This window comes from Streptomyces sp. Sge12 (assembly GCF_002080455.1).
Lineage (GTDB): Bacteria > Actinomycetota > Actinomycetes > Streptomycetales > Streptomycetaceae > Streptomyces.
On record NZ_CP020555.1, the window covers coordinates 5305792 to 5329066 of the forward strand.

Genomic DNA, 23275 nt, shown 5'->3' on the forward strand with positions numbered 1-23275 from the left:
GTCGCCCGGCACGGCGCCTCGCCGCGTTGGCGGGGCGCCCGAGTACGTCCAGTACACGGGCGCCCCTCCGCCTTGCGATGCTTCCCCTCGGCCCTGGTGGGCCCGGGGAGACCCCATGGCGCCGGACGACCCGGGCTGATCCGACAAGATCCGAAAGAGACGGCCTAGGCGCCCTCCTTCAACACCCTTGAGATCAGCGCCCGCTGGGCCTCCGACAGGTTCGGCTCCTCGCAGGCCACCGTCCGCCCGTCCACCGTGATCCGGTACGAGAAGCCGTCCCGCACCCGGTCCGCCGGGTGGCCCGGCGGACCGGGCCGCAGCGCGAGCTGGGCCAGGGCCCGCCACTCGCCCTCGTCCGGCCGGCCCGCGGTGTCCACCTCGGCCCGGCGTTCGATGCCCGCGAAGCCGCCCGTCCGTACCACCTGAATCCGCATGGGAGCCCTCTACCCCTCGAGTGGGACGCCCACCGCGGACCATGCCTTCTGGAGGGCCTGGTGCTCGGCGCCGCCGTCCCCGTACCGGGTCACGGCCGCCGCCGTCGAGAGCCGGGCGAAGTCCGCGAAGTCCGCGTTCTCGGCGAGCTCCCCGCCGGTCAGCGCGTCGTACCAGATCTGTCCGGCCCGCTCCCAGGCCTTGCCGCCCAGCTCGGTCGCCACGATGTAGAAGGCGTGGTTGGGGATGCCCGAGTTGATGTGGACCCCGCCGTTGTCGCTGTGGGTGTTCACGTAGTCGTCCATGGTGGCCGGCTGCGGGTCCCTGCCGAGCTCGTCGTCGTCGTACGCGGTGCCGGGCGCCTTCATGGAGCGCAGCGCGACCCCGGTGACGTTGGGACCGAGCAGCCCGGCGCCGATCAGCCAGTCGGCCTGCTCGGCCGTCTGCTCCAGCGAGTACTGCTTGATGAGCGAGCCGAAGACGTCCGACATCGACTCGTTCAGGGCGCCGGACTGCCCGTGGTAGGTCAGGTTCGCCGTGTACTGGGTGACCCCGTGGGTCAGTTCGTGGCCGATGACGTCCACCGACACGGTGAAGTCGAGGAAGAGGTCCCCGTCCCCGTCGCCGAAGACCATCTGCTGGCCGTCCCAGAAGGCGTTGTTGTACTCCTCGCCGTAGTGGACGGTCGCGTCCAGTGCGAGCCCGGAGTCGTCGATCGAGCGCCGCCCGAAGCCCTTCAGGAACAGGTCGTAGGTGGCCCCGAGCCCCGCGTAGGCGCGGTTGACGGTGGCGTCCCTGCTCAGCGGGTCGCCCTCCCCGCGGACCTTCTTCCCGGGCAGCCGGGTGCGGTGCTGGGCGTCGTAGATCGTCCGGTCCGGTTCGTCCGAGGCCGGCGCGGCGAGGGTGGGGACGATCCCGCGCACGGCCGTGACGCGGCGCCGGGTGCGCAGCAGGGAGTCGCGTTCGAGGGTGCGCTGGGCGAGGTCGGCGCGGCGGGAGTCCGCGGAGCGGGCGGCCTTGTCGAGGAGGTGCGGCGGCACGACCGTGCAGAAGACGGGGTGATGGCGGTGGGCGTGGGAGGCATCCATGCCGGAAATGTGGCAGTGGGTCATGACGCTGTCACTAGCTGCGACCATGATTCATTCACTTGTCTGAAAGCGGTGACGCCGGGTTGACGGAACAACCTGACCCGGCGGGATCAAACGAGGCTTGGCTCACATTTGGTGCAAATCGGACCCTCGGGTCTTGCATACTGAAACAGGTCCTCGCGATACGGCGCGGCTCGGCTAGGCTCGGTCCATCATGCGTTTCGGGCTGCTTCTCCTTAGCTGCCGCGGCGAGGGTCTGTAGTCGTAGGCCGACCCCCTCCCCGCGGAGTTTGGTGTTGCGGTTTTCACTACCGCCGTCGGCCGTCCCAGCGAACTACACGCGGACACGCGAGGAGCCCAACGCCATGAGCCAGCAGCCTTTTGTCGGTCGCCCCACGCCCATCACGAACGCGACCCACACCCAGCAGTCCTCCGGGATGCCGATCCACAAGTACGGACAGTACGAGCAGGTGGACATCCCGGACCGCACCTGGCCGGACGCCCGCGTCACCAAGGCCCCCCGCTGGCTCTCCACCGACCTGCGCGACGGCAACCAGTCGCTGATCGACCCGATGACCCCCGCCCGCAAGCGCGAGATGTTCGACCTGCTGGTGCGCATGGGCTACAAGGAGATCGAGGTCGGCTTCCCCTCCTCCGGCGAGACCGACTTCGCCTTCGTCCGCTCCATCATCGAAGAGGGCGCGATCCCGGACGACGTCACCATCTCCGTACTCACCCAGGCCCGCGAGGACCTGATCGAGCGGACCGTGGAGTCCCTGGTCGGCGCCAAGCGCGCCACCGTGCACCTGTACAACGCGACCGCCCCGACCTTCCGCCGGGTCGTCTTCCGCGGCACCAAGGAGCAGATCAAGCAGATCGCCGTCGACGGCACCCGCCTGGTCATGGAGTACGCCGAGAAGCTGCTGGGCCCGGAGACCACCTTCGGCTACCAGTACAGCCCGGAGATCTTCACCGACACCGAGCTGGACTTCGCCCTGGAGGTCTGCGAGGCCGTCTGCGACGTCTGGCAGCCGTCCGAGGGCCGCGAGATCATCCTGAACCTGCCCGCCACCGTGGAGCGCTCGACGCCGTCCACGCACGCGGACCGCTTCGAGTGGATGGCCCGCAACCTGACCCGCCGCGAGCACATCTGCATCTCCGTCCACCCGCACAACGACCGCGGCACCGCCGTCGCCGCCGCCGAGCTGGCCCTGATGGCCGGCGCCGACCGCATCGAGGGCTGCCTGTTCGGGCAGGGCGAGCGCACCGGCAACGTGGACCTGATCACCCTGGGCATGAACCTGTTCTCGCAGGGCATCGACCCGCAGATCGACTTCTCGCAGATCGACGAGATCCGCCGCACCAGCGAGTACTGCAACCAGATGGAGGTCCACCCGCGCCACCCCTACGCGGGCGACCTGGTCTACACCGCCTTCTCCGGCTCCCACCAGGACGCCATCAAGAAGGGCTTCGACGCCATGGAGGCCGACGCGGCCGCCCATGGCAAGACGGTCGACGACATCGAGTGGGCGGTCCCGTACCTGCCGATCGACCCGAAGGACGTCGGCCGCTCCTACGAGGCGGTCATCCGGGTCAACTCGCAGTCCGGCAAGGGCGGCATCGCGTACGTCCTGAAGAACGACCACAAGCTGGACCTGCCGCGCCGCATGCAGATCGAGTTCTCGCGGATCATCCAGGCCAAGACCGACGCCGAGGGCGGCGAGGTCACGCCGAAGGCGATCTGGGACATCTTCTCCGACGAGTACCTGCCCAACCCCGAGAACCCGTGGGGTCGCATCCAGCTGCGCTCCGGTTCGACGGCCACCGACAAGGACGGCACGGACACGCTGACCGTCGAGGCGGTCGTGGACGGCGTGGAGACGGTCCTGAACGGCACCGGCAACGGCCCGATCTCCGCCTTCTTCGACGCGCTGGCCGGCATCGGGGTCGACGCCCGCCTGCTGGACTACACCGAGCACACCATGAGCGAGGGCGCCTCCGCCGTGGCCGCCTCGTACATCGAGTGCGTGATCGACGGCCGCGTCCTGTGGGGCATCGGCATCGACGCCAACACCACCCGCGCCTCCCTGAAGGCGGTCATCTCCGCCGTCAACCGCGCGGGCCGCTGACCCCTCGTACGTGCTGCCCCGCCCCCTTCCGCGCCGAAGGGGGCGGGGCAGCGGCGTTCAGCGGGCCAGGTAGCCGCCGTCCACCGGCACGATCGCGCCCGTCACGAACGAGGCCGCGTCGGAGGCCAGGAAGGCGATCACCCGGGCCACCTCCTCCGGTTCGCCGAGCCGGCCCATCGGGTGCGCCCCGGCGATCTCCGACAGGTACTCCGGCCCGCCCGGCTCGTCCTTCAGCGCGATCACCCGCTCCGTACGGATGGTTCCGGGAGCCACCGCGTTGACCCGGATCCCGTGCGCGGCCCACTCCACCGCGAGGTGCTTGGTCAGCCCCGACGCCACGAACTTCGCCGGCCCGTAAGCGGCCTGGCGGGCCTGCCCGGCCACTCCCGAGATCGAGGACACGCAGACCAGGGCCCCGCCGGGCCGCGGCTGCGAGGTCATCGCCTCGATGGCGTACTTGCAGGTCAGGAACATTCCGCGGCCGTCCACCGCCATGACGTGGTCCCAGTCCTCGGGGCTGGTCTCCCGTACGTCGGACAGCGGCAGCACCCCGGCGTTCGCCACGGCGACGTCCAGGCGCCCGTAGGCCTCGACGGCGGCCGCCACCATCGCGTGATTGGCCTCCGGATCGGCCACGTCACCGCCGACCGCGGTGATCGCGTACCCCTCCGCGGCCAATTCCGTACGCAGGGCCTCGACGCCCGGGGCATTGATGTCGGCCGCGGTCACCCGGGCCCCGGAACGGGCCAGGAGCAGGGCGGTGGCCCGGCCGATCCCGCTCGCGGCGCCCGTGACCAGACAGGACTTCTCGTTCATGCCGCGAACCCTAGGGGGAGCGGGGCGGGGACGGGGGGACGCCGGGGGCGCAGACCGGCCAAGTCCGCCGCCCGGCACATGTTGTCTTGTCACACGACTGACGCATCCTCACCGATGTGGCTAACATCACGCCCACCCGGCGATGTTGCCGGAAGGTTACGGAGGTGCGACGTGCTGCCAGTTCGGGGTGGGGACGGCCGGAAGCTGACGGTCTGGGGCACCCGTACCACCTGGAGCACCGTGGGCGACGGGGAGTTCTTCTGCCCCGCCTGCGGTGGCGACCGCAACTACCGCCGGCGCACCGGACGACGCCGGTTCACCGTCCTCGGGGTGCCGCTGCTGCCCCGCGGGCAGGCCGGGCCCGTCATCGAGTGCCAGGGCTGCCGGGCCCGCTTCGACACCGACGTCCTCGACCACCTCACCACGACCCGCTTCACCGCCCTGCTGCGCGACGCCGTGCACACCGTGGCGCTCGCCGTGCTCACCGCGGGCGGGACGGCCTCGCGGAGCGCGCTGGAGGCCGCGGTGGGCGCCGTACGGGCCGCGGGCTTCCAGGACTGCACCGAGGAGCAGCTGGAGTCCCTCGTGGAGGCGCTGTCCAGCGACGAGGGCCGGCTCGGGCTGTACGACGTCCCGGAGTGCTGCGGGGCCGCGCTGTCGATAGAGCTGCACGAGGCCCTGGAGCCGCTGGCCCCGCACCTGGCCGGCCCCGGCCGTGAATCGATCCTGCTCCAGGGGGCCCGTATCGCGCTCGCGGACGGCCCGTACACCCCGGCCGAGCGCGAGGTGCTCGCCACGGTCGGCGCGGCGCTGCGGATCGACACGGACGAGGTGGCCCGGCTGCTGTCGGCGGTCCGCGCGCCCTAGGCGTGCCGTACGGACGTGGAGGGGCCCTGCGCGGAGAAGCGGCGCAGGGCCCTTTCGTGTCCGTTCCGCTGCGCCGATCCGTCCGGGATCCGTCCGAAACGGCCCTCCACGACGTAACGATCCGGCCTCGCGGGGCCGATTTCGGGACGCGTGAACGTCGTGTGAAGGGCGGAGGCCCTCCCTCCGAGCCCGGCGTGTCCACCTGTCGGACGGCCGGAACAGCGCCTTCGGGTTTGCCTGCCGCAGGCGCGGCAAACGCCGTACGCGCACGTCACAGCGGGTGCGCTTCGCAGTCGCACGGCAGGAGGGCCGGACTCCACGCCGCTGTGCTCATACTCCTGTCGAGGAGCCCGCACCACTGGAGAAACCTCCAGATCGAGCACGCGTGAACGTCAACAGTTTGTCGAAGTCGACGATACCTGTGAGGCCCCCCACAGGCGTTCAATTCCGGTCACACGACAAGACGGCGCCGTTAACACAGCGCGGCTTCGATTCACCTCGACGTGAACGTACTGACAACCCTGGCGTATCAACGGGTTAGCGACCCACTGCGCCCAGGGACAACCAGATCTCCTCTCACTTACCTACCTTGAAGGGCAAGGCTGAGATGGCACGTGTCGCCGCCCGGCTTTCCACCGACGGAGAGCAGAGCACCCACCCGGTCGACGAGGTGCTCCCCGTTCCCAAGCTCGCGCTGTACGGCTTCCAGCACGTACTCGCCTTCTACGCCGGTGCGGTGATCGTTCCGATCATCGTCGGCAATGCGCTGAAGCTGAGCCCTGAACAGCTGGTCTACCTGATCAACGCGGACCTCTTCACCTGCGGTATCGCCTCGATCATCCAGGCCTGGGGCATAGGCCGGATCGGCGCGCGACTGCCGCTGATCCAGGGCGTGACCTTCACCGCGGTCTCCCCGATGATCGCCATCGGCCTCGGCGCGGGAGGCGGCACCGCCGCCCTCCTGGTCATCTACGGCGCCGTGATCACCGCCGGTCTCGCCACCTTCGCCTTCGCCTGGCTGCCCGCCAAGGCCTTCCGGACCGTGATGCGGCTGTTCCCACCGGTCGTCACCGGCACGGTGATCACCGTGCTGGGCATCGTCCTGATCCCGGTCGGTCTCAACGACGCGGCCGGCGGCCTCGGCAGCCCCGACTTCGGGGACCCGAAGAACTTCGCCTACGCCGGCGGCACGATGCTCTTCATCCTCGTCCTGATGAAGATCGGCAGGCCCTTCCTCTCCAGCATCTCGATCCTCCTCGGCCTGGTCGTCGGCACCACCGTCGCCTTCCTCCTCGGGGACGCGAAGTTCGGCGACGTGAGCAAGTCCGAGTGGATCGGCATCACCACCCCCTTCCACTTCGGTGCCCCGAAGTTCGAGTGGTTCCCGATCGTCCTGATGCTCATCGTCATGCTGATCACCATGGTCGAGACGACCGGTGACACCTACGCCGTCGGCGACATCGTCGGCAAGGAGGTCGACAGCGAGACCGTGGCCCGCGCCCTGCGTGCCGACGGCGCGGCGACCGCCCTCGGCGGCGTCCTCAACTCCTTCCCGTACGTGGCCTTCGCCGAGAACGTCGGCCTGGTGCGGATGACGAAGGTCAAGAGCCGGTTCGTGGTCGTCGCCGCGGGTGTGTTCATGATCGTCCTGGGCCTGCTGCCCAAGGCCGCCGCGATCGTCGCCGCCGTCCCGCACGGCGTCCTCGGCGGCGCCGCGACCGTCATGTTTGCCATGGTCGCCCTGGCCGGCATCCAGACCCTGGCCAAGGTGGACCTGAAGGAGGAGAAGAACGCCCTGATCGTCGGCGTCTCCCTGGCCTTCGCCCTGCTCCCCGCGACCGTCCCGGTCCTCTTCGCCAAGCACATGGACCCGGACCTGTCCTCGCTGCTCAACAGCGGTGTGACGCTGGGTGCCACGTCCGCCATCGTCCTGAACCTGGTCTTCAACGGCCTGGCCAAGGACGGGGCCCACGACGTCCCCAAGGTCGAACTGCCCGCCCAGGTGGCGGCGGCCGGGGACGACGCGGATTCCGCAGCAGCCGCACCGGCCCCGTCGGGTGAGGGCGAAGAGGCCCGGACCCCGGCCTCCTGATCCTCCCAAGGGGTGCTGGCCCCTCGTGCGGACCCGGGTCCGCACGAGGGGCCATCGCTGTCCCGTCGCGTCCCGCTGTCGGCGGCGTACGGGACAATGGGCCCATGAGCCTGTTCCGCGACGACGGCATCGTGCTGCGCACCCAGAAGCTGGGTGAGGCGGACCGCATCATCACGCTGCTCACCCGCGGCCACGGCCGGGTGCGGGCCGTCGCCCGCGGGGTCCGGCGCACCAAGTCCAAGTTCGGCGCCGGGCTGGAACCTTTCTCCCACGCCGACGTGCAGTTCTTCGCCCGCGGCAGCGAACTGATCGGCCGCAGCCTCCCGCTCTGCACCCAGACCGAGATCATCGCCCCGTACGGCAACGGCATCGTCACCGACTACGCCCGCTACACCGCCGGCACCGCGATGCTGGAGACCGCCGAGCGGTTCACCGAGAACGAGGGCGAGCCCGCCGTGCAGCAGTACCTGCTGCTCGTCGGAGCCCTGCGCACCCTCTCGCGCGGCGAGCACGAGCCCCACCTGATCCTCGACGCCTTCCTGCTGCGCTCCCTCGCGGTCAACGGCTACGCGCCCAGCTTCGAGGACTGCGCGAAGTGCGGCATCCACGGCCCCAACCGGCACTTCTCCGTCGCCGCGGGCGGGGTGATATGCGGGGACTGCCGGGTACCCGGCAGCGTCGTACCCTCGTCGGAGGCCATCGCCCTGCTCAGCGCCCTGCTGACGGGCGACTGGGGGCATGCCGACGCGTGCGAGGCGCGTCACGTGCGGGAGGGCAGCGGGCTGGTCTCCGCCTATTTGCACTGGCATCTGGAGCGCGGGCTACGCTCCCTGCGATACGTCGAGAAATAGGAGCTGGGCACATGGCACGACGCGGGATTCTGGGGCGCTCTCGCCGCGAGTACAAGGTTCCCGAACCGCACCCCTCCGGCGCGGTCCCGCCGAAGATCCCCGGCGAGCTCGTCCCGAACCACGTCGCGGTCGTCATGGACGGCAACGGCCGCTGGGCCAAGGAGCGCGGTCTGCCGCGCACCGAGGGCCACAAGGTCGGCGAGGGCGTCGTGCTCGACGTGCTCAAGGGCTGCCTGGAGATGGGCGTCAAGAACCTGTCCCTGTACGCCTTCTCGACGGAGAACTGGAAGCGCTCGCCCGACGAGGTCCGCTTCCTGATGAACTTCAACCGCGACGTCATCCGGCGCCGCCGCGACGAGATGAACGAGCTGGGCATCCGCATCCGCTGGGTCGGCCGCATGCCGAAGATGTGGAAGTCGGTCGTCCAGGAGCTCCAGGTCGCCCAGGAGCAGACCGTCGGCAACGACGCCATGACCCTCTACTTCTGCGTCAACTACGGCGGCCGCGCGGAGATCGCGGACGCGGCGCAGGCCATCGCCCGCGATGTCGCCGCGGGCCGGCTGGACCCGTCGAAGGTGAACGAGAAGACCTTCGCGAAGTACATGTACTACCCGGACATGCCGGACGTGGACCTCTTCCTGCGCCCCAGCGGCGAGCAGCGCACGTCCAACTACCTGCTCTGGCAGAGCGCGTACGCCGAGATGGTCTTCCAGGACGTCCTGTGGCCGGACTTCGACCGCCGCAACCTCTGGGCGGCCTGCCTGGAGTACGCGCAGCGCGACCGCCGCTTCGGCGGCGCCGTCCCGAACCAGCCGGAGCCGGGCACCTCCGCCTGAGCACCCGCTCGATCCGTCCCCCGGCCGGGGAAAACACCTGGCCGGGGGCGGGAGCGGTGCAGCCGGAGCGGTCAGCCCGCGGCGGCGCAGTCGGCGCAGGTGCCGAAGATCTCCACCGTGTGCGCCACATTCACATAGCCGTGCTCGGCCGCGATGGACTCCGCCCACTTCTCCACGGCCGGGCCCTCGACCTCGACCGCCTTGCCGCACTTGCGGCACACCAGGTGGTGGTGGTGATCGCCGGTGGAGCAGCGGCGGTAGACGGACTCGCCGTCGCTGGTGCGCAGGACGTCGACCTCACCGGCGTCCGCGAGCGACTGGAGCGTGCGGTAGACGGTGGTCAGGCCCACGGAGTCGCCACGGTGCTTGAGCATGTCGTGGAGTTCCTGGGCGCTGCGGAACTCGTCCACCTCGTCCAGCGCCGCCGCGACCGCGGCCCGCTGCCGGGTGGATCGTCCTCGTACTGGCGCGGTATTCATCTCGCCAGGCGCAGTCGCCACCGGTTCCTCCTCGTATCGGCCTCGGCCCATTGTGCCAGGCGGCCGACATTTCTAGACCTTCACATCGTCCCTCGTGCAGACCTCTTCGGCGGCGGCGCGGGCCGCCTTCGCCCGACGCCTGGCCAGCGGCGCCGACACGGCCGTCATGACGACGAAGACGGCGATGGCGAGCAGCACGATCGCCGCACCGGAGGGCGCGTCGAGGTAGTACGTGGCGCTCACGCCGCTGAGGGAGACCAGCACGCCGATCAGCATGGCCAGCGACAGCGTCGCCGCGAAGCCGCGGGTGACCCGCTGGGCGGCCGCGACGGGGATCACCATCATGGCGCTGACCAGCAGCAGGCCCACGATCCGCATCGCCACCGTGACGGTGAGGGCGGCCGTGACGGCCATCAGGAGGTTCAGGGCGCGCACCGGCATGCCGGTGACCCGGGCGAACTCCTCGTCCTGGCTGATGGCGAACAGCTGGCGGCGCAGTCCGACGGTGACGGCGAGCACGAAGACGGCGAGGATCACCGCGGCCCAGACGTCCTCCGGCGCGACGGTGGTGATGCCGCCGAAGAGGTAGCTGCTCAGCGTGGCGGTGGAGCCGCCGGCCATGTTGATGATCATGACGCCGCCGGCCAGACCGCCGTAGAAGAGCATGGCGAGCGCGATGTCGCCGCTGGTCTTCCCGCGGGAGCGGATGTGCTCCATGCCCACCGCACCGACGACGGCCACGAGGGTGGCCATCCACACCGGGCTGGTGTTGAGCAGGAAGCCGAGGCCGACACCGGTGGTGGCCACGTGGCCGATGCCGTCGCCCATGACCGCCTGGCGGCGCTGGACGAGGTACGTGCCGATCGCGGGCGCCGTGAGGCCGACGATGGCGGCCGCGATCAGGGCCCGCTGCATGAAGGCGTATTCGAGGAGGTCCATCAGCTCAGCAGTCCCGTCCGCAGGGGCTCGGCGTCGTGCGCCGCGTGGGGGTGTACGTGGTCGTGGCCGGGCAGTGCGTGCTGCCCCACGGCCTCCGGGGGCGGCCCGTCGTGGACCACGCAGCCGTCGCGCAGGACGACGGCCCGGTCGATCAGGGGTTCCAGCGGGCCCAGCTCGTGCAGGACGAGGAGGAGGGTGGTGCCGAGGGCCTTCTGCTCGCGCAGGGCGTTCGCCAGGACCTCCTGGTTGGCGAGGTCCACGCCCGCCATCGGCTCGTCCATGATCAGCAGTTCGGGTTCGACGGCGAGCGCCCGGGCTATGAGCACCCGCTGGTGCTGGCCGCCGGAGAGGGCGTTGACCGAGGAGGAGGCGTACTGCTCCATGCCGAGCAGGGCCAGCGCGCGCTCGACCGCGGCCTTGTCGGCCTTGCGCAGCATCCCGAAGCGGGAGCGGGCGAGCCGGCCGGCGGAGACGACCTCGCGGACGGTGGCGGGGACCCCGCTGGCCGCCGTGGTGCGCTGCGGGACGTACCCGATGCGCGACCAGGAGCGGAAGCGCTTGAAGTCGGTGCCGAAGAGGGACAGCTCGCCGTCGGTCAGCGGGACCTGGCCGACCACGGCGCGCACGGCCGTGGACTTGCCGGAGCCGTTGGCGCCGAGCAGGGCGACGACCTCGCCGCGCTGGACGCTGAGGTCGATCCCGCGCAGCACGGGGCGCGAGCCGAGCGAGGCCGTGGCCCCGCGCAGGGATATGACGGGCTGGTCCGCTGCCTGTGCCGACGTCGACTGCATGGCTCGCGCCTCCGTTGCTGCTGTCATCTACTTGGCTCCGAGCGCCTTCTGGAGGTTCTTCAGGTTGGACCGCATGACCTCGAAGTAGTCAGCGCCCTGGGACTTGTCGGTGATTCCTTCGAGCGGGTCCAGCACGTCGGTCTTCAGGCCGGTGTCCGCCGCGAGGGTCCTGGCCGTCTTGTCGCTGGCCAGCGTCTCGAAGAACACGGTGGAGACATTCTCCTGCTTCGCGAGGCCCTGGAGTTCCTTCATGCGGGCCGGGCTCGGCTCGGACTCGGGGTCGACGCCGGAGATGGCCTCCTGGTCGAGGCCGTAGCGCTCGGCGAGGTAGCCGAAGGCGGAGTGGGTGGTGATGAAGGTCTTGGAGGCGGTGTTCTGCAGGCCGTCCTTGAACTCCGTGTCCAGCGCGGTCAGTTTGCCGACGAGCTCGTCGGTGTTCTTCTTGTAGTCCGCGGCGTGGTCGGGGTCGGCCTTCTCCAGGGCCGCGCCGACGCCCTTGGCGATCTCCGCGTACTTGCTGGGGTCGAGCCAGACGTGCGGATCCTTGCCGGCCTCGCCGTGGCTGTGGTCGTGGCCCTCGCCCTCGGCGTGGCCCTCCTCGGCGCCGTGGTCGTGGCCGGAGGAGCCGTGGGTCTCCAGCGCGGTCAGGGTCGCGGCGTCGACGACGTTCTTCACGCCGGACTGGGCGACGGCCTTGTCCACGGCGGGCTGCAGGCTCTTGAGGTAGACGACGACGTCGGCCTCGCCGAGCTGCGCGGTCTGCTTGGGGGTGATCTCCAGGTCGTGCGGTTCGACGCCCGGCTTGGTCAGGCTGTCGACCTTCACGTGGTCCTTGCCGATCTGCTCGGCGAGGAACGCCATGGGATAGAACGACGCCGTCACGCCGACCTTGCCGTCCTTGCCGCCACCGGTGCCGGCGGCGGCTCCGGAGCAGGCGGTCAGGGCCGTGGCGCCGAGGGCGACGGCTCCGGCGAGGGCGGCGGCGGGTATGAGGCGTCGTACGTTCATGACATCCATTTTCATCAAAGATGGAAACGATTGTCAAAAACCCAGGTGGGAGGCCCGGGCGGGCGGCCGTGGAAGGGGAACCGATTTGAAAGGGGGGGTGCGGGCGCCGGTAATCTAAAGACTTCGCCGTTCGTCCTCGTAATGAAGAGAGCACCGTGGCCGCCGACAAGATCGAAACCATCGTCAGCCTGAGCAAGCGCCGTGGCTTCGTTTTCCCGTGCAGTGACATCTACGGCGGCTCCAAGGCCGCCTGGGACTACGGCCCGCTCGGTGTCGAGCTCAAGGAGAACATCAAGCGCCAGTGGTGGAAGGCGATGGTCACCGGGCGTGAGGACATCGTCGGCCTCGACTCGTCCGTGATCCTGGCCCCCGAGGTGTGGGTGGCCTCCGGCCACGTCGCCACCTTCTCGGACCCGCTCACCGAGTGCACCTCCTGTCACAAGCGCCACCGCGCCGACCACCTGGAGGAGGCGTACGAGGCCAAGCACGGCCGTATGCCCGCCAATGGTCTTGCCGACATCAACTGCCCCAACTGTGGCGTGAAGGGCCAGTTCACCGAGCCCAAGCAGTTCTCCGGCATGCTGGAGACCCACCTCGGCCCGACCCAGGACACCGGCTCGAAGGCGTACCTGCGCCCCGAGACCGCCCAGGGCATCTTCACCAACTTCGCCCACGTGCAGACCACTTCGCGCAAGAAGCCCCCCTTCGGCATTGCGCAGATGGGCAAGTCCTTCCGGAACGAGATCACTCCGGGCAACTTCATCTTCCGCACGCGCGAGTTCGAGCAGATGGAGATGGAGTTCTTCGTCAAGCCGGGCGAGGACGAGCAGTGGCAGGAGTACTGGATGCAGGAGCGGTGGAACTGGTACCGCGACCTCGGCATCCGTGAGGAGAACATCCGCTGGTACGACCACCCGAAGGAGAAGCTGTCCCACTACTCGAAGCGCACCGCCGACATCGAGTACCGCTTCAACTTCGGTGGCAGCGAGTTCTCCGAGCTCGAGGGTGTGGCCAACCGCACCGACTACGACCTCAAGGCCCACTCCGCCGCCTCCGGCCAGAACCTCAGCTACCTCGACCAGGAGTCGGGTGAGCGCTACACCCCGTACGTCATCGAGCCGGCGGCCGGTGTCAACCGCGCCATGCTCGCCTTCATGCTCGACGCGTACAACGAGGACGAGGCCCCGAACGCCAAGGGCGTCATGGAGAAGCGCACCGTGATGCGCTTCGACCCGCGCCTGGCCCCGATCAAGGTCGCCGTCCTGCCGCTGTCCCGCAACGCGCAGCTGTCGCCGAAGGCCAAGGGCCTCGCCGCCGACCTGCGCAAGAACTGGAACATCGAGTTCGACGACGCGGGCGCCATCGGCCGCCGCTACCGCCGCCAGGACGAGATCGGTACGCCGTTCTGTGTCACCGTCGACTTCGACACCCTGGACGACAACGCGGTGACCGTGCGCGAGCGCGACACCATGAAGCAGGAGCGCGTCTCCCTGGACCAGATCCAGGCCTACCTCGGCAGCCGCCTGCTCGGCTGCTAGGTCCTGCCGTACGAAGACCGGTGGCCCGGTGCGCTCGCAGCGCACCGGGCCACCGGTTCTTTTCGCGGGGCGGGGCGAGTCGGTCGGGTCAGGGGGCCGCGGCCGCCTCGGCCCCCTCGGCTGCCGCCTCGGCCGCGCGCCGCTCGCCCTCGGCCTGGGACCGCTTCCCGTACATGGCGGTCCACACGCCGAGCGCGCCCAGCACTGCGTAGATCATGATCGGGCTGACCACCACCATGGTCTTGGTGGGCAGCGTGTAGGCGAGGACGACGCGGACGATCGCTTCGGCGACGTACACGACGCCCCACACCAGCGTCATCCGGTTCATGGTGGTGCGGAAGCCCTCGTACTGCCACAGGCCGTTCCACCACGCGGTGCTCTCGGGGGTGCCGTCGGTGGCGAACTTGCGCCCGAAGTAGAACATCAGCGGGCGAGGCGCGAGCAGCGTCGCCAGGCAGAGCAGCCCGAACAGCCCGGTCACGCCCGAGTCCTTGATCAGCAGGGCCCGGGCCGAGTGGGCGCCGACGAGCGAGACGACGGCGGTGATCACCAGGAAGACCAGGGTGACGACGGCGAACTCGTCGATCTTGCGCCGCCAGGCCAGGCTGATGACGCTGTCGAGCACCGGCCAGGCACTGCTGACCAGCAGCGCGGAGAACTCGCTCCAGCCGTGGTCCCCGGTCAGTACGTTGTACGTGATGATCGGCGCGACCACGTTGAGCCCGATGGTCAGGATCCAGCCGAGGGCGGTGGCGGCGCCCGAGCGCTTCGGAGGCGCCGGTCGTGCGTCTTGCGTTGCTGGAGTGGACAAGATTCCCCCTGAGACGTGCCTGATGACGTGCGGTAGGGGGACCGTAAAGTCCTTGACGGGACGCGAACAACCCGAACGCACCCAAAATGATCATCAAGTTGTCCGGACTGAGTGCTTCCGGACGGGGTCGGGGCGGCCGCGTCAGGCGCGCAGGCCCCGGATCACGAGGGCGGTGACCGCCTCGAACTCGGTGATGATCGTCGGCGAGAGCCAGTCCGCCGCGTACTGCGGGTCGTGGAAGCGGCCCGTGGCATCGAACACCGCGCGCGCGGCCGCCGGTACGTCGTCCGCGGCGAGCGAGCCCGCCGCGACGCCCTCGGCGATGATCCGGCCCAGCTGGTCGATCAGCTCCGTCAGATGCGCGTCCACCACGCCGCTGTTCTCGGTGAGCAGCACGGTGTAGGTGGCGAACAGCTCCGGGTCGTCGCCCGCCTTGTGGCGTTTGGCCTCGAAGAGGGCCTCCAGCCACGACTCCAGCTTGGAGGGGGCGCTCTCGGCGGGGGCCGAGGTGATCTCCTCCAGCATGACCACGCTCCTGGCGAGCCAGCGGTCCGTGACGGCCTCGCGCAGCGCCGCCTTCGACGGGAAGTGCCGGTACACGCTGCCGTGGCTGACCCCCAGGGCCCGGGCCACGTCCACCACCGTCGCCTTGGTGGGACCGAAGCGGCGCAGCACCTCCTCGGTGGTTTCGAGGATGCGCTCGGGGGTCAGGGGCTCGGCAGCAGCGGGGGGCATGGGTACGACCGTACCGTCAGCTCAGTGTTCGCTGTCGAGGTGGGCCATTTGGGCTGCCGGGTACCTCTCGCCGGCCGCGGCGCCCGCCGGAACGGCCTCTTCGACGGCGGCCAGGTCGGCTGCGTCGAGGGAGACGTCCATGGCACCCAGTGCCTCGGCGAGCCGGTCCCGGCGCCGGGCACCCACCAGCGGTACGAGATCGACCCCGCGCCGCGGTCCCTGCGCGAGCACCCAGGCGATGGCGGTCTGCGCGACGCTCGCACCCTTGCCCTCGGCGACCTTGCGCAGCGCTTCCACCAGGTCGAGGTTCCGGTCGAGGTTGTCGCCCTGGAAGCGGGGGCTCATCCCGCGGAAGTCGCCCGGCGCCAGTGCGCGGTCGCGCGTGAAGTGGCCGCTGATCAGGCCGCGCGACAGCACGCCGTACGCCGTGATCCCGATGCCGAGCTCGCGCGCCGTCGGCAGGATCTCCTCCTCGATGCCGCGGGAGATCAGCGAGTATTCGATCTGGAGGTCGGAGATCGGCGCCGTGGCGGCGGCCCGGCGCAGGGTGTCCGCGCCGACCTCGGAGAGGCCGATGTGCCGCACGTGCCCGGCCGCGACCGCGTCGGCGATGGCTCCGACGGTCTCCTCGATCGGGACGTCCGGGTCCACGCGGGCGATCCGGTAGACGTCGATGTGGTCCCGGCCGAGCCGCTGGAGCGAATAGGCCAGGAAGTTCTTCACGGCCTCGGGCCGGCCGTCATAGCCGGTGAAGCCGCCCTCGACCGTGCGGAGCGCGCCGAATTTCACGCTGGTCAGGGCCCGCTCGCGGGCCGCGGCGGGGGCCGTGCGCAGGGCTTCGTTGATCAGCAGTTCGTTGTGGCCCATGCCGTAGAAGTCGCCGGTGTCCAGCAGGGCGTCCGTGCCTTCGGGGATGGCTTCCAGGTAGGCGTGGATGGTCGCGATGGATTCGGCGCGGTCCGCCTCCCCGTAGAGAGCCGACATCCCCATGCAGCCCAGCCCCAGCGGGAAGACGGTGGGGCCGGTGCTGCCGAGGGCGCGCCGTGCGGTGGTGGTCGGGTCGGAAGCGTTCTCGTTCTTCGTCATGCAACGAGAATGACATGACGAGTGACAGATTTCAATATCTGTCACTCGTCAGTGTCAGGCGAGGATCCGCAGGGCCAGCGCGGCCGCCGCGACCAGGGTGAGGACGGCCGCCGGCGCGAGCTCGTAGTCCTTGGCGCGGAGGTGGGCGATCACCGCGCCGATGAAGTAGAGGGTCACGCCGACGGCGGCGGCCACTCCGAGCGGAGTCACCCACAGGCCTGCCACCAGGCCGATCGCGCCCGCGGCCTTGAGGGCGGCCAGGCGTGGCAGCCATGAGTCCGGCACCCGGACCTTCTGCATGTTCGCCACGATCTGGTCGTTGCGCCGGAGGGTGAAGGTGGCCGAGGCGGCGAGGGTGAGCGCGAGCAGGACGCCGACGACGGCGTAGGCGATGAACATGGAGATCTCCAACGGTCGATGCTGTGAAACCATTGAATAGCATCAACGATATGCCCCTCGCAACCATTTCCTGATTGCTACGATGTGGACCATGACGGCAGCTCAGGACGGACCGCACCCCCCGCAGCGGCTGGGCCTGCTGCTCGCCTGGCACGGCTCGGTCACCCAGACCCGGATGAAGCGGGCGCTGGGCGCGGCCGGGCTCACCCCGCGGCACGCGATGACACTGATGCACCTGGAGGGCGGCCCCATGGGCCAGCGGGCGCTCGCCGAGCGCCTGGAGGTGGACCCCAGCGTGCTCGTCGGAATCCTGAACGACCTGGAGGGCGAGGGGCTGGCCGAGCGCCGCCGGGACCCGGCCGACCGCCGCCGTCACAACGTGGCCATCACCGACGCCGGGGAAGCCGCCCTCCACAAGACGAACACCGCCCTCGACGAGGTCGAGAGCGGCATCTTCGCGGGCCTCTCGGCCGCCGAGCGCGAGCTCCTGCGCGGCCTCCTCGACCGGGTCAACACCTCGGCCGAGGACTTCGAGTGCGGCGAGTAGCCGCCCGTACGGACACCTTCTAGCCGCGCGGGGAACCCGTCACTGCGGTCTGCCCCACCTGCTCCTCCAGGGTGCGGGCGGTCCGTTCCGCCGTCCCGCGGGCCCAGGTGCCGCTCGTCGCCGCGCCCACGACCAGGACCACCAGCCCGCAGAGCGTGATGATCCACCACGCCGGCTGGGCCGCCCCCGAGAAGTCGGAGCCGTTCGCCAGCCCGGCCGCCAGCACGGAGCCGATCACCGCGACGCCCAGGGTGCCGCCGGTCTGCCGGCTGGTGGAGGCGATGGCTGCCGCGACGCCCGCCTGGGAGCGCGGCATCCCGGACACCGCCGTATTGGTGATCGGCGCGTTCACCATGCCGAAGCCGAGCCCGAACAGCATGTACCCGGTGAACAGCAGCGGGTTCGACGTCTCGGCCTCGAACAGGGCGAACAGCAGTCCGCTCGCCGCCATCGACACCCCCGCGATCAGCAGGCAGATCCGCGGTCCGCGGCTGCCCACCAGCCGCCCGGCCAGCGGGGCGAACAGGACGGTCAGGCCGGCCATCGGCAGCATGTACAGCCCGGCGTGCAGGGCGCTCAGCCCGCGCACGTCCTGGAGGTACAGCGTGTTCAGGAACAGGAAACCGGCCAGCCCGGCGAACGCGCTGATCGCGATCACCGTCGCTCCGCTGAAGGGGGCGCTGCGGAAGAACCGGAGATCGATGAGCGGTTCCTTGCAGCGGGGCTCGTGGATCAGCAGCCCCACGAACGAGGCGACCGCCACCACCGCGCACCCCATGATCAGTGGCGAGCGCCAGCCGGCGGCCGGAGCCTCGATGATCCCGTACGTCAGGCTGCCCAGCAGGGCGATGACCAGCACCTGGCCCAGCGGGTCCGGGCGCCGAGGCCGGGCCGCCCGGGACTCCTGGATGTGCCGCAGGGTCAGTGCCAGCGCCGCCAGCCCGATCGGCAGGTTGATCAGGAAGATCGAACGCCAGCCCACGGAGTCGACGAGGACGCCGCCGATCAGCGGGCCCGCCGCCATGGAGATGCCCCCGACCGCCCCCCACACACCGATGGCCCGGGCCCGTTCGGCAGGATCGGTGAAGGTGTTGGTGATGATCGACATCGCCACCGGGTTGAGCATCGCACCGCCCACGGCCTGCACCATGCGGAAGACGATCAGCCAGTCGAGGCTGGGGGCGAGCGAACAGAGCAGGGAGCCGACGGTGAAGGCCACCAGGCCGGCCACGAACACCTTGCGGCGGCCGATCCGGTCGGCGGTGGACCCCGCGAGCATCAGCAGCGAGGCCAGGACCAGGGTGTAGGCGTCGATGCTCCACTGCAGCCCCGAGACCGAGGCGTCCAGGTCGCGGCGCATCGAGGGCAGGGCGACGTTGAGCACGGTGTTGTCGAGGCTGACGATCAGCAGGCTCATGCAGCAGATCGCCAGGACGAGCACGCGCTGCCGGGGACTCGGCTCGATCATGCGCCGATGCTACGTCCGCCCCACCCCCTCGGCATGCGGGACAATGGGCGGATGACCACGCTCCCTCCGCCCCTCGCGATCGGCCCGCACACCGTGACGCCCCCGGTGGTGCTCGCGCCCATGGCCGGTATCACCAATGCCCCGTTCCGTACCCTCTGCCGGGAGTTCTCGGGCGGCAAGGGGCTGTTCGTGAGCGAGATGATCACGACCCGCGCCCTGGTCGAGCGCAACGAGAAGACCATGCAGCTGATCCACTTCGACGAGTCCGAGAAGCCCCGCTCGATTCAGCTGTACGGGGTGGACCCGGTCACGGTCGGCAAGGCGGTCCGCATGATCGTCGAAGAGGACCGCGCCGACCACATCGACCTCAACTTCGGCTGCCCGGTCCCCAAGGTCACCCGCAAGGGCGGCGGATCGGCCCTGCCCTACAAGCGCAACCTGCTCCGGGCGATCCTGCGCGAGGCGGTCGCCGGGGCCGGCGACCTGCCGGTCACCATGAAGATGCGCAAGGGCATCAACGACGAGCACCTCACCTACCTCGACGCGGGCCGGATCGCCGTCGAGGAGGGGGTCACCGCCATAGCCCTGCACGGCCGGACCACCGCCCAGCACTACGGCGGCACCGCCGACTGGGACGCCATCGCGCGGCTCAAGGAGCACGTGCCGGAGATCCCGGTGCTCGGCAACGGCGACATCTGGTGCGCGGAGGACGCGCTGCGCATGGTCCGCGAGACCGGCTGCGACGGCGTGGTCGTGGGCCGCGGCTGCCTGGGGCGGCCGTGGCTGTTCAACGACCTGGTGGCGGCCTTCGAAGGACGGCCCGAGGACTTCCACAAGCCCACCCTGCGCGAGGTCGCGGCGAGCATGCACCGCCACGCGCAGCTGCTGGGGGAGTGGATCGGCGACGAGGCGCGCGGGGTGATCGACTTCCGTAAGCACGTGGCCTGGTACCTCAAGGGCTTCGCGGTGGGCTCCGAGATGCGGCAGAAGCTCGCGGTCACCTCTTCCCTCGCCGAACTGGACGCTCATCTGAGCGAGCTCGACCTGGACCAGGCGTGGCCCGAGAGCGCCGACGGCCCGCGTGGTCGGACGTCCGGAAACAACCGAGTTGTCCTGCCGGACGGCTGGCTGAAGGACCCGTACGACTGCGCGGGCGTGAGCGAGGACGCAGAACTGGACACCTCCGGAGGCTGACAAATCGCCCTCCGTGGCGCGTGATATACGCCACGCATGGGAAGGGTTTCGCTCAGATGAGCAGCTAAATCACGGGTAAGACTTTCAAAGGGTGGCACTGGGTGCCACCCTTTGTGCGTTCAACACTTGAACACAAATGTATCGATGATCGCTCATCCGAGCGTGATCAGGCCTCAGGGGCCCCCTCATCCTTCGGGATGTGAACGCTGATCCGGCTTTCTGATTACCCATGAGTTACTTTCGATCTGCTGGCGCACGGGTGGTTACAGCCGTATGACGACCAAGTGGACGTACCCAGAAGCCTTCGATCTGGGTATGTTCCTGGCCGTCAGGGCAGCCACCGAGCCTCGAGGAGTCGAGACCCGTGTCGGAAAACAAAGATCAGAAGTTCGTCTACGACTTCACCGAGGGCAACCGGGACCTCAAGGACCTTCTCGGCGGCAAGGGAGCCAACCTCGCCGAGATGACCAACCTGGGTCTGCCGGTCCCTCCCGGCTTCACCATCACCACCGAGGCCTGCAAGGTCTACCTCGACAGCGGTACGGCCCCGGCCGCCCTGCGCGAAGAGGTCAGCGCCCACCTTGAGGCCCTCGAGACGAAGATGGGCAAGAAGCTCGGGCAGTCGGACGACCCGCTGCTGGTCTCCGTGCGTTCCGGTGCGAAGTTCTCGATGCCCGGCATGATGGACACCGTCCTCAACATCGGCCTCTCCGACGCGTCCGTGAAGGGCCTCGCCTCCCAGGCCGGCAACGAGCGCTTCGCGTGGGACTCGTACCGCCGCCTCATCCAGATGTTCGGCAAGACCGTCCTGGACGTCGACGGCGAGCTCTTCGAGGACGCCCTCGACGAGGCCAAGGCCGCCAAGAAGGTCACCGTCGACACCGACCTCGACGCCGCCGACCTGAAGAAGCTGGTCACCCGCTTCAAGAAGATCGTCGCCAAGCAGGCCGGCCGCGAGTTCCCGCAGGACGCCCGCGAGCAGCTCGACCTCGCCGTCGAGGCCGTCTTCAACTCGTGGAACACCGACCGCGCCAAGCTCTACCGCCGCCAGGAGCGCATCCCGAGCGACCTGGGCACCGCGGTCAACATCTGCTCCATGGTCTTCGGCAACCTGGGCCCCGACTCCGGCACCGGCGTCGCCTTCACCCGTGACCCGGCCAGCGGCCACCAGGGCGTCTACGGCGACTACCTGCAGAACGCCCAGGGCGAGGACGTCGTCGCGGGCATCCGCAACACCGTGCCGCTCGCGGACCTCGAGGCCATCGACAAGGTCTCGTACGACCAGCTCATGACGATCATGGAGACGCTGGAGACCCACTACAAGGATCTCTGCGACATCGAGTTCACCATCGAGCGCGGCCAGCTGTGGATGCTCCAGACCCGCGTCGGCAAGCGCACCGCGGGCGCGGCCTTCCGCATCGCCACCCAGCTCGTGGACCAGGGCCTGATCGACGAGGCCGAGGCCCTCCAGCGGGTCACCGGCCACCAGCTCGCGCAGCTGATGTTCCCGCGCTTCGACGAGGACGCGAAGACCGAGCTGCTCGGCCGCGGTATCGCCGCCTCCCCGGGCGCGGCGGTCGGCAAGGCCGTCTTCGACTCGTACACGGCCGTCAAGTGGTCGCGCTCCGGCGAGAAGGTCATCCTGATCCGCCGCGAGACCAACCCGGACGACCTGGACGGCATGATCGCCTCCGAGGGCATCCTGACCTCGCGCGGCGGCAAGACCTCGCACGCCGCCGTCGTCGCCCGCGGCATGGGCAAGACCTGTGTCTGCGGCGCCGAGGAGCTCGACGTCGACACCAAGCGCCGCCGCATGACGGTCGGCGAGACGGTCATCGAAGAGGGCGACGTCGTCTCCATCGACGGCTCCACCGGCAAGGTCTACCTCGGTGAGGTACCCGTCGTACCGTCCCCGGTCGTCGAGTACTTCGAGGGCCGGATGCACGCCGGTGCCGACGACGCCGACGAGCTCGTCGCCGCCGTCCACCGGATCATGGCGTACGCGGACCGCGTCCGCCGGCTGCGCGTACGGGCCAACGCCGACAACGCCGAGGACGCGCTGCGCGCACGCCGCTTCGGCGCCCAGGGCATCGGCCTGTGCCGCACCGAGCACATGTTCCTCGGCGAGCGTCGTGAACTGGTGGAGCGACTGATCCTCGCGGACACCGACGAAGAGCGCGAGGAGGCACTCAGTGCCCTCCTGCCGCTGCAGAAGAAGGACTTCGTCGAGCTGTTCGAGGCGATGGACGGCCTGCCCGTCACCGTCCGCCTCCTGGACCCGCCGCTGCACGAGTTCCTGCCCGACATCACCGAGCTGTCCGTGCGCGTCGCCCTCGCCGAGTCCCGCAAGGACCACAACGAGAACGACCTGCGCCTGCTCCAGGCCGTCCACAAGCTGCACGAGCAGAACCCGATGCTGGGTCTGCGCGGTGTCCGCCTGGGTCTGGTCATCCCCGGTCTGTTCAAGATGCAGGTCCGGGCGATCGCCGAGGCCGCGGCCGAGCGCAAGAACGCCAAGGGCGACCCGCGCGCCGAGATCATGGTCCCGCTCGTCGGCACCGTCCAGGAGCTGGAGATCGTCCGCGACGAGGCCGACGCGGTCATCGCCGAGGTCGAGGCGGCCACCGGCACCAACCTCAAGCTGACCATCGGCACGATGATCGAGCTGCCGCGCGCCGCCCTGACGGCCGCCCAGATCGCCGAGGCCGCGCAGTTCTTCTCCTTCGGCACGAACGACCTGACCCAGACGGTGTGGGGCTTCTCCCGCGACGACGTCGAGGCCAGCTTCTTCACCGCCTACCTGGAGAAGGGCATCTTCGGGGTCTCGCCCTTCGAGACCATCGACAAGGACGGCGTCGGCTCCCTCGTCCGCCACGCGGTCAAGCAGGGCCGGGCCACCCGCCCCGACCTCAAGCTCGGCGTCTGCGGCGAGCACGGCGGCGACCCCGAGTCCGTCCACTTCTTCCACGAGGTGGGCCTCGACTACGTCTCCTGCTCGCCCTTCCGGATTCCGGTGGCGCGCCTGGAGGCCGGCCGTGCGGCCGCCGAGGCGAAGGGCAGCGACAGCCGCTGACCCCTGGGCCGCCAAGGGCCCCATAGACCGCGCCTGTCCCCGGGTTCCCTGACTGCCCGGGGGCGGGCGCGCCTATTTTTGTTGTTCAACAAATCT

21 protein-coding genes are annotated in these 23275 nt (G+C 69.7%); 9 read left to right on the forward strand and 12 right to left on the reverse strand.

Annotated elements, in window-relative coordinates:
- Positions 1–164: 164 nt before the first annotated feature.
- Entirely contained in the window at positions 165–434 is a 270-nt protein-coding gene (locus tag B6R96_RS23705) for a protealysin inhibitor emfourin (RefSeq protein WP_053171584.1), read from the reverse strand.
- A gap of 9 nt (positions 435–443) precedes the next feature.
- Entirely contained in the window at positions 444–1520 is a 1077-nt protein-coding gene (locus B6R96_RS23710; RefSeq protein WP_081525220.1) for a M4 family metallopeptidase, read from the reverse strand.
- A gap of 365 nt (positions 1521–1885) precedes the next feature.
- Between B6R96_RS23710 and leuA the strand changes: the two genes are divergently transcribed.
- On the forward strand, positions 1886–3649 hold the full coding sequence (leuA, locus tag B6R96_RS23715; RefSeq protein ID WP_081523579.1) for a 2-isopropylmalate synthase: 1764 nt from the start codon (positions 1886–1888) through the stop codon (positions 3647–3649).
- A gap of 57 nt (positions 3650–3706) precedes the next feature.
- Here the strand turns inward: leuA and B6R96_RS23720 are convergent, their stop codons facing one another.
- A complete protein-coding gene (locus tag B6R96_RS23720) occupies positions 3707–4465 on the reverse strand; it encodes an SDR family NAD(P)-dependent oxidoreductase (RefSeq protein WP_030384625.1) in 759 nt (252 codons plus the stop codon).
- Positions 4466–4636: 171 nt separating this feature from the next.
- Between B6R96_RS23720 and B6R96_RS23725 the strand changes: the two genes are divergently transcribed.
- From B6R96_RS23725 to B6R96_RS23740, 4 genes are all read left to right on the forward strand, one after another.
- Positions 4637–5332: a TerB family tellurite resistance protein gene (locus B6R96_RS23725; RefSeq protein WP_079404897.1), complete on the forward strand. Its 696-nt coding sequence runs from the start codon at positions 4637–4639 to the stop codon at positions 5330–5332.
- Positions 5333–5939: 607 nt separating this feature from the next.
- A complete protein-coding gene (locus tag B6R96_RS23730) occupies positions 5940–7424 on the forward strand; it encodes a nucleobase:cation symporter-2 family protein (protein ID WP_234431643.1) in 1485 nt (494 codons plus the stop codon).
- A gap of 104 nt (positions 7425–7528) precedes the next feature.
- The gene (gene recO / locus B6R96_RS23735) at positions 7529–8275 is read left to right on the forward strand and encodes a DNA repair protein RecO (protein WP_030009060.1); all 747 of its coding nucleotides are present in this window, start codon (positions 7529–7531) and stop codon (positions 8273–8275) included.
- Between the two features lie 11 nt (positions 8276–8286).
- Positions 8287–9111, forward strand: a complete 825-nt coding sequence (locus B6R96_RS23740) for an isoprenyl transferase (RefSeq protein WP_030384622.1) — start codon at positions 8287–8289, stop codon at positions 9109–9111.
- A 71-nt stretch (positions 9112–9182) separates the two neighbouring features.
- On the opposite strand, the gene B6R96_RS23745 is transcribed toward B6R96_RS23740, so the two are convergent.
- Genes B6R96_RS23745 through B6R96_RS23760 form a run of 4 tightly spaced genes read right to left on the reverse strand, consistent with a single transcriptional unit; the run spans position 9183 to position 12328 of the window.
- Entirely contained in the window at positions 9183–9611 is a 429-nt protein-coding gene (locus tag B6R96_RS23745; protein ID WP_078626133.1) for a Fur family transcriptional regulator, read from the reverse strand.
- Positions 9612–9662: 51 nt separating this feature from the next.
- Positions 9663–10529 carry a metal ABC transporter permease gene (locus B6R96_RS23750; RefSeq protein WP_030384621.1) on the reverse strand — a complete coding sequence of 289 codons (867 nt, stop codon included), beginning with the start codon at positions 10527–10529 and terminating at the stop codon, positions 9663–9665.
- Entirely contained in the window at positions 10529–11347 is an 819-nt protein-coding gene (locus tag B6R96_RS23755; protein ID WP_078626132.1) for a metal ABC transporter ATP-binding protein, read from the reverse strand. Before B6R96_RS23755 ends, B6R96_RS23750 begins: the two co-directional genes overlap by 1 nt.
- A complete protein-coding gene (locus B6R96_RS23760; RefSeq protein WP_030384619.1) occupies positions 11348–12328 on the reverse strand; it encodes a metal ABC transporter substrate-binding protein in 981 nt (326 codons plus the stop codon).
- Between the two features lie 155 nt (positions 12329–12483).
- Between B6R96_RS23760 and B6R96_RS23765 the strand changes: the two genes are divergently transcribed.
- Entirely contained in the window at positions 12484–13866 is a 1383-nt protein-coding gene (locus tag B6R96_RS23765) for a glycine--tRNA ligase (protein ID WP_053702992.1), read from the forward strand.
- An 88-nt stretch (positions 13867–13954) separates the two neighbouring features.
- On the opposite strand, the gene B6R96_RS23770 is transcribed toward B6R96_RS23765, so the two are convergent.
- From B6R96_RS23770 to B6R96_RS23785, 4 genes are all read right to left on the reverse strand, one after another.
- Positions 13955–14677: a VC0807 family protein gene (locus B6R96_RS23770; protein ID WP_081523580.1), complete on the reverse strand. Its 723-nt coding sequence runs from the start codon at positions 14675–14677 to the stop codon at positions 13955–13957.
- 141 nt (positions 14678–14818) lie between these two features.
- On the reverse strand, positions 14819–15412 hold the full coding sequence (locus B6R96_RS23775) for a TetR family transcriptional regulator (protein WP_030384616.1): 594 nt from the start codon (positions 15410–15412) through the stop codon (positions 14819–14821).
- A gap of 21 nt (positions 15413–15433) precedes the next feature.
- Positions 15434–16498 carry an aldo/keto reductase gene (locus B6R96_RS23780; RefSeq protein ID WP_081523581.1) on the reverse strand — a complete coding sequence of 355 codons (1065 nt, stop codon included), beginning with the start codon at positions 16496–16498 and terminating at the stop codon, positions 15434–15436.
- Positions 16499–16552: 54 nt separating this feature from the next.
- Positions 16553–16909 carry a DoxX family protein gene (locus tag B6R96_RS23785; RefSeq protein ID WP_272482435.1) on the reverse strand — a complete coding sequence of 119 codons (357 nt, stop codon included), beginning with the start codon at positions 16907–16909 and terminating at the stop codon, positions 16553–16555.
- Between the two features lie 79 nt (positions 16910–16988).
- On the opposite strand from B6R96_RS23785, the gene B6R96_RS23790 reads away from it, so the two are divergent.
- Positions 16989–17444, forward strand: coding sequence for a MarR family winged helix-turn-helix transcriptional regulator (locus B6R96_RS23790; RefSeq protein WP_030384613.1), 456 nt, complete (start codon positions 16989–16991; stop codon positions 17442–17444).
- Between the two features lie 19 nt (positions 17445–17463).
- Here B6R96_RS23790 and B6R96_RS23795 read toward each other — a convergent pair whose 3' ends face one another.
- Positions 17464–18912, reverse strand: coding sequence for an MFS transporter (locus B6R96_RS23795; protein WP_081523583.1), 1449 nt, complete (start codon positions 18910–18912; stop codon positions 17464–17466).
- 33 nt (positions 18913–18945) lie between these two features.
- Between B6R96_RS23795 and dusB the strand changes: the two genes are divergently transcribed.
- Positions 18946–20106 (forward strand): tRNA dihydrouridine synthase DusB, encoded by a 1161-nt coding sequence (dusB, locus tag B6R96_RS23800; RefSeq protein WP_081523584.1) that lies wholly within the window; start codon positions 18946–18948, stop codon positions 20104–20106.
- A gap of 364 nt (positions 20107–20470) precedes the next feature.
- Positions 20471–23179 (forward strand): pyruvate, phosphate dikinase, encoded by a 2709-nt coding sequence (ppdK, locus tag B6R96_RS23805; protein ID WP_081523585.1) that lies wholly within the window; start codon positions 20471–20473, stop codon positions 23177–23179.
- Positions 23180–23275 lie beyond the last annotated feature (96 nt).